Source organism: Devosia sp. GW821-FHT12F11 (genome assembly GCF_058806655.1).
In genome coordinates this window covers 325357-339034 of record NZ_JBXAPX010000003.1, presented here as the reverse complement: position 1 = coordinate 339034, position 13678 = coordinate 325357, and the positions used below count along the sequence as shown (strand labels likewise).

Here is a 13678-nt window from a genome sequence, read left to right as displayed (position 1 = left end):
CGCGATCACCGGACCACCCCCTCCCTCATTCCCTCCCCTCAAGGGGGAGGGAGGCGACCGCTGCGCGATTTTGACTGAGCGGGACGGCGCTGCTGTGCCGTCCCTCACTACCCCTGAGGAGCACCATGCGAACGTATCGAAAGGCCTATCCGCTGCGCTGGCGGATCATGGACGGTATCGAGGCCGCTGTGGCCGCGGTCTGGCCCAGACGCCTGTCCGGTGCTCTGCCCTACGTGATGGTCTTGCCGGCGATCCTGCTGGTGCTGCTGCTGGTGATCGGCATGGTGCAGATCGCCGACCAGAGCGCCCGGGTCCTCGACACCAGCACCTTCATGCCGTCGGCCGATTACCGGTCGACGAACTACGAGCAGATCTTCAGTAGCGGCCTCTACTGGTCGATCCTGTGGCGGAGCCTCCTCGGCTCGGTGATCGTCACCGTGCTCTGCCTCATCTTCGCGTTTCCCTACAGCTACCTGATGGTGCGCACGCCCTCGGCGCTGCTGCGCAAGTTCCTGCTGATCGCGCTGTTCCTGCCGTTCTTCATCGGCCAGGTGGTGCGCGCCTATGGCTGGCTCATCATCCTCGGCAATCAGGGGGTGGTGAACGAGGTACTGGGACTGGTCGGCGTTCCCCCCATGAGGCTGCTCTACAACTACCCGGCCGTGCTGTTCGGGCTGGTGCAGTACATGATCCCGTTCGCCGTGCTGATGCTGGCGCCGGCCCTCACCGCCATCCCCGAGGAGATCGAGTCCGCTGCCAGCAGCCTCGGCGCCAACTGGTGGCGCAGCTTCATCCATGTCGTGCTGCCGCTGGCCAAGCCCGGCCTGATCGGCGCCGGCCTCGTGGTCCTGACGCTGTCGCTGACCGATTTTGCCATGCCGGCCATCCTTGGCGGCGGCTCGCAGGATTTCATCGCCAACGCCATCTACGACCAGTTCTTTCGCACCTCCGACCAGGGCATGGGCGCCGCGCTCACCATCATCCTCGTCGGCATCGGCTCGCTGGTCGTGGGCGTCGTGTTCTCGATTTTCGGGGCCGGTACCCTCGCCATGGGGAGGGATCGCAAATGACCCAGCAACCCCTGGGCAAGTCGATCGTCATCTGGACGATGGTGGCCCTGGTCCTGATCGTCCTCTCGGCCCCGACCATCGTCGTGCTCGGCGCGTCCTTTACTTCGGGCAACATCATCCAGTTCCCGCCGCAGGGCTTTTCGCTGCAGTGGTATGCCAAGATCGCGCTGGCCGACGACCTGCGCAGCGCCTTCGTCCGGTCGCTGGCCGTGGCGTTGATCTGCACCCTGATTTCCATCCCGGTCGGTACCCTCGCGGGCATCGCGCTCAGCAAGTATGCGATCAAGTTCGAGCGGACTCTGCAGATTTACCTGCTGCTGCCCTTCACCATTCCGCTGATCGGCTCCGGCATCGGCCTGATGCTGTTGTTCGGCGAGATGCGCATCCTCGGGCAGATCTGGCCGGTTGGCCTCGCCTGCTGCGTCATCAACCTGCCCTTCATGATCTGGGCGGTGATGGCGAGCTCGGCGAGCCTCGATCCGGACCTCGAGCTGGCAGCGGCCAATTGCGGGGCAGGGCCGGTCTCCACCTTCTTCAACGTGACCATTCCGGGCGTGATGCCGGGGATCATCAGCGGCTCGCTGCTGATGTTCATCCTGGCGCTCAACGAGTTCCTGGTCAGCCTGCTCTTGACCGACGCCCGGACGGTGACGCTGCCGGTGCAGATCTACAATTCGATCCGCTCGATCATCACCCCGGACCTCGCGGCCATCTCCGTGGTCTTCATCATCTGCGCGACGCTGGTGATCGCGCTGCTCGACCGCCTGGTCGGTCTCGACATCTTCCTCAAATCGAAATGACGGTCCGCCGTCCGTACGCAAAGTGAGACGAACTATGTCTGACGTGTCCTTCTACGACTACGCGAAGCTCTCGACCGAGGAGCGGGCAGCGCTGCTGAAGCGGTCTGAGGCCGATCTCTCCGGCGTCATCGAGAAGGTGAAGCCGATTATCGAGGCGGTGCGGACCGAAGGCGACGCCGCGCTTGCCCGGTTTGCGCGAGATTTCGACAAGGCTGAGAACGTCACCGAAGCGACGCTGCAGGTCACATCCGCCGAGTTCGACGCTGCCTTCAAGGCGGTCGACGGCAAGGTCGTCGACGCCATCCAGTTCGGCATCGAGAACATCCGCAGCTTTCACGAGGAACAGAAGCCCGAGACCATGTGGATGAAGGAGATCCGGCCGGGCGCCTATGCCGGCGATCGCTTCACCCCCATTCAGTCGGTGGCCCTCTATGTGCCGCGCGGCAAGGGCTCGTTCCCATCGGTGACCATGATGACCTCGGTGCCGGCCGTCGTCGCCGGTGTGCCTAATCTCGCCATCGTCACCCCGCCGGCGCCCGATGGCAGCGTCGATGCCGCGACCCTCGTGGCGGCGCGCCTCGCCGGCGTCGAAACGGTCTACAAGGCCGGTGGCGCCCAGGCGGTTGCCGCCATCGCCTACGGGACGAAGACGGTGAAGCCGGCGCTCAAGATCGTCGGCCCGGGCAGCCCATGGGTGGTTGCTGCCAAGCGTCTGCTCTCCGGCGTGATCGACACGGGCCTGCCGGCCGGTCCCTCCGAGGCGGTAATCTTCGCCGACGACACCATCGACGGCGGCCTCGCCGCGCTCGATCTGCTCATCGAAGCCGAGCACGGCCCGGACTCGTCGGCCTACCTCGTCACCCACAGCCGGCGCGTCGCCGAGGAGGCAATGGCCGCCCTGCCGGGTCTCTGGGCCAGAATGACCGAGCAGCGCGTCGCCTTCTCACGCACCGTGCTGACCGGCGGCAAGACCGGCGGCATCATCCTGACCTCGTCGGTCGAGGAGAGCTACGACTTCGTCAACGCCTATGCCCCCGAGCACCTCGAGATCCTCTCCACCGAGCCCTACGACCATCTGGGCAAGATCACCGAGGCGTCGGAGATCCTGCTCGGCCAGCACACCCCCTGCAGCATCGGCAATTTCGGCCTCGGTCCCAATGCCGTGCTGCCGACCAGCCGCTGGGCCCGCACCTACGGTCCGCTCTCGGTTACCGATTTCGTCAAGCGCAGTTCGATCGGCTACGTCACCGCCGCCGGCTTCCCGCTGCTGGCGAAGCACGCCCACGAACTCGCCATCTACGAAGGCTTCTCGTCGCACGCCCTGGCGGTCTCGGACCTGCGCCAGAAGTTCGTGCGGTAGCCGATCTATGCGTGCGGTGCGCCTCCATGACGTCAAGGACCTGAGGTTCGAACAGGTCGATGTGCCCGGAACGCCGGGCCCCGGTTCGGTGCTCATTGCGGTCGAGGCCGCCGGCATCTGCGGCTCGGACCTCCACAACTTCTCGACGGGGCAATGGATATCGCGGCGGCCAAGCGTCGCCGGCCACGAGTTCTGCGGCCGGATCGCAGCCGTCGGGCAGGGGGTGTCCGGGCTATCGGTCGGACAGGCAGTGGTGGCCGATTCCCGCTTCTGGTGCGGAGAGTGCTCGCAATGCGGTGACGGCCATCGCAATGCCTGCGAGCGCCTGGGCTTCGTCGGCGAGGTCTGTGACGGCGGCTTTGCCGAACAGGTCATCCTGCCGGCGCGGTTGGTGCAGCCACGGCCCGAGACTATGGATCCGCGCGTTGCGGCAATGAGCGAGCCACTCGCCGTGGCCCTGCACGCCATCAACAAGGTCGCACCGGCGGACGGCGCTGCCGTGCTGGTGGTCGGCTGTGGCACCATTGGTGGCCTCTGCGCGCTGGCTCTCTCGCATCGCCACAATGGCCCGCTCCTCTTGGCGGATCGCAATGCCGATCGGGCGCAGATGGTCGCGAGCGTGACCGGCGGTCAGGTTGTCGATCTCACATCGGACGCCATCGCTGCCGTCAGCCAGCGCCGGCCGCTGCGTTTTGCCATCGATGCCACCGGCAGCATCGCCGCGTTGCGGCAACTGCTCGAGGTCATTGGTCCGAACTCCGTGCTGGGCCTCGTCGGCATCAGCCACGGCAGGCTCGACCTCGACCCCAATCAACTGGTGGAGCGTGAGATCCAGCTCGTCGGCTGTCACGCCTTCAAGGACGAATTGCCCGAGGCAATTGCCCTGGCCGACGTGCTCGGCGAGCAACTGCTCTCCCTGATCGACGAGGAGATCGGGCTCGAGCAGGTGCCGGCCGCCTTCGAGCGGTTGCTGGCCGGCAACGTCAAAGGCCTCAAGACCATCATCTCCATCGGCTAGCCCGGCAGACCCGACCATGACCCAGTTTTCCAGCCGGACGGCGGATATCCGCGCCGCCGCCAAGCACGATGACGGCCGGGCGGAACCGCTGCTCGCGGCGCTTCTCGCCGACCTGTTCAAGATCGAGGCGCGGAATGTCGCCATCAATCGCGACCAGTACAGTCTCAACTCGCTCAACGGCTTCTTCGACACCGCTGACGGCGCCTTCTTCTTCAAGTTCCACCAGGAAGAGGGCGAAGAGCAGATGAGTGGCGAGTATTATCGCGCCGACATTCTGGCCCGGGCCGGATTGCCGGTCGATCAGGCGGTCTACACCTCGACGCTCCCCGGCGAGCAGATCCTCGTCTACCGCCGTCGCACCGATCCGCGCTTCTCCGATGTGCTGCGGGCCCTCGATCTCGAGGATCACGCCGAGGCTCGTGCCGCAGCGGTCTCGGCCGAGGCGGTGCTGAGCGATCGCGTCACCGAGGTCTACCGCGAGACGTTGCATCCGATCACCCCGGCGCAGTCACAGAGCGAGCCGGTCCACCGGCTATTCTTCGAGCGCCTCGTCGATCCGGTCACCGGCGCCTATCCCGGCGGTCGCCTCAAGAGTTTCTATGTCGGCCAGAGCTTCGCGTTTCCGGGCGTCACACTGAGCTGGGCCGAGTTTGCCGGCGCCAGGCTCATCGTCAACGGCGTTGCCTATCGCCACTCGGTCGGCGAGCTCTTCGATCTGGCGCACCACCGCCTGAACCCGGCCCGCCTGGCTGACGCTGGCGGCGTGGTCGCACACGGCGACGCGCACAATGCCAATGTCTGGTACTCGGACGGGCAGGGCGGGCCCACCCTGTCGTTCTTCGATCCGGCATTTGCTGGCGAAGATGTGCCGACCCTCCTCGCCGAGGTGAAGACGACATTCCACAACATCATCGCCCACCCGCTCTGGCTCTATGATCCGGAAGAAGCCGCAAAGCGCTACGCGACCAGCGCGGCCTATCGGGACGGCACCCTCGCCATCGAAACCGACTGGGCCCTGACCCCGGTCCGCGAGGAACTGCTCCGGGTGAAGGCCGAACGCGCCTGGCGCCCGCTATTGCAGGATTTGCGGGATCGGAATCTGCTGCCGACCGATTGGCGTGAGGTTATCCGCCTGGGCCTCTTCCTCTGCCCCACGCTGGTGATGAACCTGCGGGCCGGCGCCGGCCGCCACAACCCGATCTCCTCGGCCATCGGCTTCGCCAACGCGGTGCGTGTTGGCAGCGAACCCAGCGCCGGCACGAACTTCGTCACCGCGTTCCTCGATTCGATCGAGCCCCGGTAGGTGTTCACGGTTGGGCGACGCAGTGCCGCTGGCGGTGACACAACGTCCCAAATGACTGCTTGTAGCCCGAAGCGGTCACTTGCGACCTGAGACAGGTGTCGGCAGGCAAAAGTTCATCCGTTGCCACTGCGGCGTCGATGCGGCGAACTCAGGTCGGAGTGCTGTACTGGACGCGATCGAGCGGCGGCGTGCCTGAGCCCAGCGTCTGCCGCTCCGGCTAGGTCTTGCTCAGTCGAGCAAGCACCGCTTCCGTCACGTCGGCGCCGAGCCGATAGGAAAACGCAGTGACACTCGTAAGGTCGTCGCTGAGCGTGCAGTCGAAAGCGAGCCCATACCACCTTTCTCCGGAGCGGAAGATCGCGCCGCTCGCTGCCAGGCGCGTGCCTGTCATCTCCGACCTGGCATAGGCTTCTGCCATCACCACGTCGGGCGCGAAGTGCTCCCCGGCATTTCCGATCTGGGCCAGGGCCTCAATGTTGCAGGTTTGCGCCAGCCGCTTTTCGGGCGGCAGCGTTTCGAGCATCGCGCGCGCCCGCGCCATGCTGGGAGCACTCAGCATCGCATCGAGATAGAAATGTTTGGCGCTGCGCAGCGCGCCCAGCTCAAGGGTCGCGACATCGGGCCTCGCCGACGGAGCAGGCGGGGCTGTTCCTTCCTCCATCTCGCCAGTGTCGGCCGTGACTGCGGTGATGGCTCCATCCGGCACGCTGGCTGGGGCAGTCAGCCCACTCACTCTGGGACGCGACAGCGGTATAGGGGCTCCCTTTGCCGAGGTCTCCGAACCCTGCACCGGCTCCGAAACTGCGGCGGCGGAGGAGGCCTTGTATGCGGTCTTTGGGTCCGCCGTTTCGGATGGCGTTTCGGGCGGAGATATCTCCGCGGCCGATGGAGTTGGATCGGCTGCTTGCTCTGCCGGTGGCGGTCCAACTGGGGGCGTCTTGGCCGGCGGCAAGGTCGCCGCCGAAGCCTCCTCCTCTGGCTCCTCCGCAGGCGGCTCGCTGGCGCTGATCGCCTCCGGGGGCCGCACTAGCTCCACGTCGATGGCCGCTGGCGGCGTGGCTTCGGCGCTGTCAGGCCGCGGCTGCCAGAGGAAGAACACCAGCACCCCCACATGCAGCATTGCTGAAGCCATCGTGCCCCAGACGGTCCATGGCTTACGCCTTGGCGGCTCGGGGAGCGTCGGCTCGGGCAGCGTGATTTCGCTCATGGTTCAGCCTGCCATGACGATTGTGGGCGTCCGGTGGGGGGAGCAAGAACATTTTCGCTCGCCAGGGACTTACTGGCAATGGTCAGGAGGGGCCCGAATAGTGCTGGGGCGTATGGGTGTCCGCTTCTGCGCATGGCGGACGCTTCTACTCACCTCGGCTCGGACAGAGGCCTGCAAGCTCCAGCGCCTGCCGCCTTAGCGATGGTCGGGGCAGAGTGATTCGAACACTCGACCCCCGGTTCCCAAAACCGGTGCTCTACCAGACTGAGCTATACCCCGAACTATCGCCCTTCCGTTATCGGGAGTTGCTGCAAAGCGCAAGCAGGGCAAGCCATTTGGCGCCCGGTTGACGTGAGGCGGCCTCTGCGTCGACAAGAGCGCCATGATCGATCTAAGCAAACCCTGGCCGTTTGGCCTCTCCCGCCGCCGCGCGCCCTGGTTCGTCCTGGGCTTCATCGTCTTGATCGCGGCGCTGCATCTGCTTGATCGACCGCTTTCGGCCTGGGGGCAGGGGCTGCCGGACAATGTCCGTGCGGTGTTCTTCTGGATCACCGAATGGGGGAAGTCAGACTGGATCCTGATCCCCACCTTCATCGCCTGGCTTGCAGCCTGGTTGCTCTCGCTGCTGACGCGCGACAACCTTCGTTTAGCGCTGCAGGAACTGGCCGCGCTCGCCGGCTTCATCTTCCTCGGCGTCGGCCTTCCTGGCCTCGTCTCGACGCTGCTGAAGCGCGCCATCGGCCGCGGCCGGCCTGAGACCTGGACGGCTGAAACGCCGCTCAGCTTCCGAAGCTTCAACTGGAGCGCTTACGACTACCAGAGCTTCCCCTCCGGCCACTCCACCACTGCCTTCGCCTTTGCCGCGGTCGTGGCATTCCTGTGGCCGCGGGCGTTCTGGCCGGCGATGCTGTTTGCCGCCGCCATCGCGGTCTCCCGCATCATTGCCGGCGAGCATTACCCCACCGACATCACGGCCGGCGCGGTGCTCGGCGTGCTTGGCGCCTATGCGGTACGCCAGCTCTTCGTGTCGCGCGGCTGGCTTTTTGCCAGCACGGCAAGCGGCACGGAGCGGCGGCCCTTCGCCGCGCTCCGCACGCTGTTCGTCAGGCGATAGCGCGGTAGCGCTCGAGCGCCGCCGCCATATCCGCCTTCAGGTCGTCGAGGTTCTCGAGCCCCACATGCACCCGGAACATCTGTCCGGGCGCGTTCCACGGCACGGCAGTGCGAATGTTCGACGGATTGAACGGGATGCAGAGGCTCTCGTAGCCGCCCCACGAGTAGCCCATGCCGAACAGCTCGAAGCCGTTGACCATCGCTGCCAATGCATCACGCGAGCGCTGCGTCAGCCGGAACGCGAACAGGCTCCCGGCGCCGCTGAAATCGCGCTTGAAGAGAGCGTGATCCGGATGGCTTGGGAGGGCAGGGTGGTAGACCTCCTCCACTTCCGGCTGCCCCTCGAGCCATGCAGCGAAGGCCAGCGCCGCCTCGTTGTGGTGCTTCATCCGCACCGCCAGCGTCCTGAGCCCGCGCAGCGTCAGGTACGAGTCGTCGGGCGACACCGCCACGCCGAGGATGCGGTGCGTGCGTTTCAGCCGACCCCACAACTTCTCGTTGGCGGACACCGTGCCCACCATGGCGTCCGAATGCCCCACGAACATCTTGGTCGCCGCGTGCATCACCATGTCGGCGCCCAGTTCTAGCGGCCGGTGGAACAGCGGCGTGCCCCACGAATTGTCGACGATCACCGTGATGCCGCGGGTGTGCGCCGCCGCGGCAATCGCCGGCAGATCATGCATCTCGAAGGTCAGCGACCCGGGGCTCTCGACAAAGATCGCCTTGGTCTTGTCGGTGAACAGCTCGGCAATGCCGGCGCCGATACGCGGATCGTAGTAGCGAGTCGTCACCCCGAACCGGGCCAGCCCTTCGTTCGCGAAGGTCCGCGTCGGCTCGTAGGCCGAGTCCGTCATCAACAGCTCGTCGCCCGCCGAAACGGCGGCGAGCAACGCTGTCGAAACCGCTGACAGCCCCGATGGCGCGATGATAGTGCCGGCCGCCCTTTCGAGCTCGCTGATCAGCTCGCACAGCGCCCGGGTCGTCGGGTTGTCGTTCCGCCCGTAGCGGTAGGGCGCCTTGTAATCTTCCAGTTCGTCCAACGACTTGAACAGGATCGTCGAGCCACGGAACACCGGCATGTTCACAAAGCCCAGGTGCTCGTCCGATGCCCGCCCGCCATGCGTGAGGACGGTCGCGAGGGATGCGGGGGTGCCGCTTTTCCCGTGATTATCAGTCATTTCAAACTCTGCCCAAAACGCAGTCACCAGAGAAATATGGGCAAAAAACAGTCAGGTTTGCTGCCCCATTTCGGCCATAGCGCTTGACGCAACCGTCAATTGCCGCTTCGATGCTTAACAGCATCACATCCGCCCTCCAAGGCGGAGGTGCCGTCGGGCAGCAGGCTGGGGCCACGGTGCCCGACGAACAGGGTCAGGAAACAAGGTAATAACAATGATCAAATCGCTTCTTTCCGTCGCGCTTGCGGCAGGCCTCGGCCTTTCCGCATCCGCCGCCTTCGCGCAGACGACAACCTCGGCGACGCTCGACGCGGTCAAGGCCAAGGGCTATGTCCAATGCGGCGTGACCGGCGGCGTGCCGGGGTTCTCCGCTCCGGACGCGAACAACAACTGGTCTGGTCTGGAAGTCGATTACTGCCGCGCTCTGGCGGCCGCGATCTTCAACAATGCGGACTCGGTCCGCTACACGCCGCTCACCTCGCAGGAGCGCTTCACCGCGCTCAGCGCCGGTGAAATCGATGTGCTGTCGCGTACCACCACCTGGACCATGAGCCGCGATACCCAACTGGGCATCAAGTTCATCGGCACCATGTTCTATGACGGCCAGGGCTTCATGGTCCGCAAGGCCGACAACATCGCTTCGGCGCTCGATCTCAGCGGCGCCGCCGTCTGCATCGAGTCCGGTACCACCACCGAACTGAACGCGGCCGACTACTTCGCCGCCAACAACCTCGAGTTCAACACCGTGGTGTTCGTCGATCAGGACGAAGTGGTGAAGGCCTACGAAGATGGCCGTTGCGACGTCTACACCACTGACTCCTCCGCGCTCGCCGCCGAGCGTTCGAAGTTCGCCAACCCGGCTGACCACATCATCCTGCCGGAGATCATCTCCAAGGAGCCGCTCGGCCCCGTGGTGCGTCAGGGCGACGATGGCTGGTTCAACATTGCCCGCTGGACCTACTACGCGCTGCTCGAAGCCGAAGAGCTGGGCGTCAGCTCGGCCAACGTCGACGAGATGCTGGCTTCCGACAACCCGGCGATCAAGCGCCTGCTCGGCGTTGAAGGCGACTTCGGCACCCCGATCGGCCTGACCAAGGACTGGGCCTACCAGATCATCAAGCTGGTCGGTAACTACGGCGAGGTCTACGACAAGCATGTCGGCCCGAACACGCCGATCGGCCTCGCCCGCGGCCTGAACGCCCTGTGGAAAGACGGCGGCATCCAGTACTCGCCGCCGATCCGCTAAACCTTCTGCAGCCCGGCGCTGAACTCCAGCGCCGGGCTGATCGTTTCCGGCGAGCGGCAGGCGGAACCCGCATACGCCGGGATTTTTCTTCTCCTGGGCAGGGAGATGCATAGCTCATGGCATCCATCGACACGGCGCAATCACCGCCGCGGGGCTTCTCATTCAACGATCCCGTCGTGCGGGGCGTCATCTACCAGGTCGTCGTCGCGGTACTGGTGGTGGTGTTCCTCGTCTGGATCGTCAACAACACCGCGATCAACCTCAAGGCGCAGAACAAGACCTCGGGCTTCGACTTCCTGTGGAAGACGGCCGGGTTCGACATCAGCTTCACGCTGTTCCCGTTCGATCGCACCTCACTCTACTGGCAGGCGTTCCTCGTCGGCCTCACCAACACCATTCTCGTCGCGGCGATCGGCATCTTCTTCGCCACGATCATCGGCTTCACCGTCGGCATCGCGCGGCTGAGTTCGAACTATCTGGTGTCCCGGCTGGCGACGGTCTACGTCGAGACCATCCGCAACATCCCGCTGCTGCTGCAGCTGTTCTTCTGGTACTTCGCGGTGCTGAAGACCATGCCGGCAGTGCGTGACTCGCTGGCGCTCCCGCTCGATACCTTCATCAATCAGCGCGGCCTGTTCGTGCCCAAGCCGATCCCTGACGAGCAGTTCGCCTGGGTCTGGGTAGGGCTCGCCGTCGCCGTGGTGCTGTGGATCGCCCTGCGGCAATGGGCCAAGGCGCGCCTCGAGCGCACCGGCAAGCGCTTCCCGGTGTTCCTCGGTGGCCTCGCTCTCACGGTGGTCATCGTCGGCCTGGTCTGGGTGGTGAGCGGGGCCTCCGTCACCTTCGATCCGCCGGTGCTCAACCGCTTCAACTTCAAGGGCGGGCTCGAACTGCCGCCCGAGTTCGTCGCGCTGGTCTTCGGCCTCTCCATCTACACAGCGGCGTTCATCGCCGAGCTGGTGCGTGGCGGCATCCAGTCGGTCAGCCACGGCCAGACCGAGGCGGCACAGGCGCTGGGCCTGCAGGATGGCGACCGGCTGCGGCTGGTCATCGTGCCGCAGGCGATGCGCGTCATCATCCCGCCGCTGACCAGCCAGTACCTGAACCTGACCAAGAACTCGTCGCTCGGCGCCGCCATCGGCTACCCCGAGCTGGTCAATGTGTTCACCGGCACGACGCTCAACCAGACCGGCCGCGCCATCGAGGTCATCGCGCTCACCATGCTGGTCTACCTCATCCTGTCGCTGGGCACTTCGGCGATCATGAACTGGTACAACGCCCGTGTGGCGCTGGTTGAACGCTAGGAGCGGCAGATGACCGATATCGCCTACGTCCGCTCCGAGATCGAGAAAGCCCAACCGGCGCCGCGCAGCCAAAGCGGCATAGTCGCCTGGCTGCGCAAAAACCTGTTTGCCAGCGTCTCGGACTCCATCCTCACCGTCATCGCGGTGCTGTTGCTGTTGTGGCTCGTCCCGCAGCTCTACGGCTTCCTCATCGGCCGTGCCGTACCGCCGGGCGGTACGGTCGAGCAGTGCCGGGTCGAGAATGTCGGTGCCTGCTGGGCCTATATCGCCAGCGAAATCGAGTTCTTCATCTACGGCTTCTACCCGATGGCCGAGTACTGGCGCCCGAACGTCGTGTTCGCCATGCTCGCGCTGATCGGCCTGCCGCTGCTGTGGCCGTCGGCGCCGTTCAAGATCGTCAACGCCATCCTGTTCTTCGTGGTGTTCCCGATCGCCTCGGTGGTCCTGCTGTCGGGTGGCATGTTCGGCCTGCGCTACGTGCCGACCGAACAGTGGGGTGGGCTCCTCGTCACGCTGATCATCTCGGTGGTCGGCATCAGCCTGTCGTTGCCGATGGGGATCCTCCTCGCGCTCGGCCGGCAATCCAAGCTCCCGATCATCAAGACCCTCTGCATCGCCTTCATCGAGCTGATCCGCGCCGTGCCGCTGATCACCATCCTGTTCATGGCTTCGATCATGCTGCCGCTGTTCATGCCGCAGGGGATGACGGTCGACAAACTGGTGCGCGCCCTGGTCGGCGTGACGCTGTTCGCCTCGGCTTACATGGCCGAAGTGGTGCGCGGCGGCATGCAGGCGATCGGCCGTGGCCAGTACGAGGCGGCGGCCGCCCTCGGGCTCGGCTATTGGCAGCGCATGGGCTTCATCATCCTGCCGCAGGCGCTCAAGCACGTGATCCCCGGTATCGTCGGCAATTTCATCTCGCTGCTGAAGGATACTTCGCTCGTCTACATCGTCGGCATGAAGGATCTGCTCGAAGCGGTGAAGACCAAGAACGACGCCATCGAATGGGCATCGCCAACGCAGTCGGTCACCGGCTATATTTTTGCCGCAGCCGTATTCTGGGTGCTCTGTTTCTCAATCTCCCGATACTCCCGATACTGGGAGCGCCGGCTCAACACCGGCCACAAGAGGTAGCTGATGTCAGACGTGTCTCCAGTCGTCGTCGATCGCGATATCGACACCACCAACATGCAGGTTTCCAAGACCGAGGTGGCGGTCGAGATCATCGGCATGAACAAGTGGTTCGGTGATTTCCACGTGCTGCGCGACATCAACCTCAAGGTGATGAAAGGCGAGCGTATCGTCATTGCCGGGCCGTCGGGCTCCGGCAAGTCGACACTGATCCGCTGCATCAACCGCCTCGAGGAGCACCAGAAGGGGCAGGTCATCGTCAACGGCGTCGAGCTGACCTCGGATCTGAAGCGCGTCGATGAAGTGCGCCGCGAAGTCGGCATGGTGTTCCAGCACTTCAACCTGTTCCCGCACCTCACGATCCTGCAGAACCTGACGCTCGCGCCGATCTGGGTGCGCGGCGTGCCCAAGGCACAGGCCGAGGAAACGGCGATGATGTACCTCGAGCGGGTGCGCATTCCCGAACAGGCGGCCAAGTACCCCGGCCAGCTCTCCGGCGGCCAGCAGCAGCGCGTCGCCATCGCCCGCTCGCTCTGCATGAACCCCAGGATCATGCTGTTCGACGAGCCGACCTCGGCGCTCGATCCGGAAATGGTCAAGGAAGTGCTCGAGGTGATGATCAGCCTCGCCGAGGAAGGCATGACCATGCTCTGCGTTACCCACGAAATGGGTTTCGCCCGGCAGGTCGCCAACCGCGTCATCTTCATGGATCAGGGTCAGATCATCGAGCAGAACGAACCCGAAGCGTTCTTCTCCAACCCGCAGCACGAACGCACCAAGCTGTTCCTCAGCCAGATCCTGCACTGAGTAGGGTCGGTCGGGCTGCAACACGCACCGTTCTACCTTCTCCCTTGTAGGAGAAGGTGGCGCGCAGCGCCGGATGAGGGGGCCGCAACACGAAGTGTTGCGCGATCGGAGCGAAGCGACGAACGACAGAGGGCGCGGAGA

At 64.9% G+C, this 13678-nt stretch carries 12 protein-coding genes and 1 tRNA gene; 10 read left to right on the top strand and 3 right to left on the bottom strand.

Annotation, left to right across the window (positions count from 1 at the left end):
• The first annotated feature begins 125 nt into the window (after nucleotides 1-125).
• The 5 genes from AC1ROK_RS11650 to AC1ROK_RS11630 are packed head-to-tail and all read left to right on the top strand — an operon-like array spanning nucleotide 126 to nucleotide 5551.
• On the top strand, nucleotides 126-1070 hold the full coding sequence (locus AC1ROK_RS11650) for an ABC transporter permease (protein WP_492846967.1): 945 nt from the start codon (nucleotides 126-128) through the stop codon (nucleotides 1068-1070).
• On the top strand, nucleotides 1067-1870 hold the full coding sequence (locus AC1ROK_RS11645; RefSeq protein WP_492846965.1) for an ABC transporter permease: 804 nt from the start codon (nucleotides 1067-1069) through the stop codon (nucleotides 1868-1870). Before AC1ROK_RS11650 ends, AC1ROK_RS11645 begins: the two co-directional genes overlap by 4 nt.
• 34 nt (nucleotides 1871-1904) lie before the next feature.
• A complete protein-coding gene (hisD, locus tag AC1ROK_RS11640) occupies nucleotides 1905-3230 on the top strand; it encodes a histidinol dehydrogenase (protein WP_492846963.1) in 1326 nt (441 codons plus the stop codon).
• A gap of 7 nt (nucleotides 3231-3237) precedes the next feature.
• The gene (locus AC1ROK_RS11635) at nucleotides 3238-4248 is read left to right on the top strand and encodes a zinc-dependent alcohol dehydrogenase (RefSeq protein ID WP_492846961.1); all 1011 of its coding nucleotides are present in this window, start codon (nucleotides 3238-3240) and stop codon (nucleotides 4246-4248) included.
• Between the two features lie 16 nt (nucleotides 4249-4264).
• The gene (locus tag AC1ROK_RS11630; RefSeq protein WP_492846959.1) at nucleotides 4265-5551 is read left to right on the top strand and encodes a hypothetical protein; all 1287 of its coding nucleotides are present in this window, start codon (nucleotides 4265-4267) and stop codon (nucleotides 5549-5551) included.
• A gap of 217 nt (nucleotides 5552-5768) precedes the next feature.
• On the opposite strand, the gene AC1ROK_RS11625 is transcribed toward AC1ROK_RS11630, so the two are convergent.
• Nucleotides 5769-6758 carry a DUF930 domain-containing protein gene (locus AC1ROK_RS11625; RefSeq protein WP_492846957.1) on the bottom strand — a complete coding sequence of 330 codons (990 nt, stop codon included), beginning with the start codon at nucleotides 6756-6758 and terminating at the stop codon, nucleotides 5769-5771.
• Nucleotides 6759-6960: 202 nt separating this feature from the next.
• Nucleotides 6961-7037 (bottom strand) — tRNA-Pro (locus AC1ROK_RS11620).
• 103 nt (nucleotides 7038-7140) lie between these two features.
• Here AC1ROK_RS11620 and AC1ROK_RS11615 point away from each other — a divergent pair.
• Nucleotides 7141-7872 (top strand): phosphatase PAP2 family protein, encoded by a 732-nt coding sequence (locus tag AC1ROK_RS11615; RefSeq protein ID WP_492846955.1) that lies wholly within the window; start codon nucleotides 7141-7143, stop codon nucleotides 7870-7872.
• On the opposite strand, the gene metC is transcribed toward AC1ROK_RS11615, so the two are convergent.
• Nucleotides 7862-9049: a cystathionine beta-lyase gene (metC, locus tag AC1ROK_RS11610; RefSeq protein ID WP_492846953.1), complete on the bottom strand. Its 1188-nt coding sequence runs from the start codon at nucleotides 9047-9049 to the stop codon at nucleotides 7862-7864. The two genes, AC1ROK_RS11615 and metC, sit on opposite strands and share 11 nt — an antisense overlap.
• 214 nt (nucleotides 9050-9263) lie before the next feature.
• Between metC and AC1ROK_RS11605 the strand changes: the two genes are divergently transcribed.
• The 4 genes from AC1ROK_RS11605 (at nucleotide 9264) to AC1ROK_RS11590 (ending at nucleotide 13537) form a co-directional block, all read left to right on the top strand.
• A complete protein-coding gene (locus tag AC1ROK_RS11605) occupies nucleotides 9264-10295 on the top strand; it encodes an amino acid ABC transporter substrate-binding protein (RefSeq protein WP_055878630.1) in 1032 nt (343 codons plus the stop codon).
• A gap of 116 nt (nucleotides 10296-10411) precedes the next feature.
• Nucleotides 10412-11599, top strand: coding sequence for an amino acid ABC transporter permease (locus AC1ROK_RS11600; RefSeq protein WP_492846951.1), 1188 nt, complete (start codon nucleotides 10412-10414; stop codon nucleotides 11597-11599).
• Nucleotides 11600-11608: 9 nt separating this feature from the next.
• Complete coding sequence (locus AC1ROK_RS11595) at nucleotides 11609-12733, top strand: amino acid ABC transporter permease (RefSeq protein WP_492846949.1); 1125 nt, start codon at nucleotides 11609-11611, stop codon at nucleotides 12731-12733.
• A gap of 3 nt (nucleotides 12734-12736) precedes the next feature.
• Nucleotides 12737-13537 carry an amino acid ABC transporter ATP-binding protein gene (locus tag AC1ROK_RS11590; RefSeq protein WP_055878623.1) on the top strand — a complete coding sequence of 267 codons (801 nt, stop codon included), beginning with the start codon at nucleotides 12737-12739 and terminating at the stop codon, nucleotides 13535-13537.
• The last annotated feature ends 141 nt before the right edge of the window (nucleotides 13538-13678 follow it).